This window comes from Gilvimarinus sp. 1_MG-2023 (genome assembly GCF_030548285.1).
On the sequence record NZ_JAUOSC010000788.1, the window covers coordinates 1 to 290 of the forward strand.

General features: G+C 57.6%; 1 protein-coding gene. It reads left to right on the forward strand.

Going from position 1 to position 290, the window contains the following annotated elements; translation table 11 throughout:
* Positions 1-290, forward strand: a 290-nt coding sequence (locus Q4563_RS19055) for a hypothetical protein (RefSeq protein ID WP_303605629.1), incomplete at both ends; no start/stop codon positions are given.

Here is a 290-nt window from a genome sequence, read left to right on the forward strand (position 1 = left end):
GGTGCAGACACTGCCAAGAACCTGATGGTAACGCCAATCACGCATTTGGCCGCGATTCGTGCCGCCGCAGCGTACCCCAGCGGCGCCAGCGCTGCCGAAGTTGAAGCTGTCAACAAAGCCACGGCCACCTTGCTGGGTCTGGATAACGTCGATATTACCAATGTTTCTCCTGCCGATATCACCGCCGCCAGCTCGTCCAGCGCCGATATTGACAGCCAGCGTTATGGCACCATGGTTGCCGCCATTGCCACCATCGCAACCAACAAAGATACCGATATCGCCAATGTCGT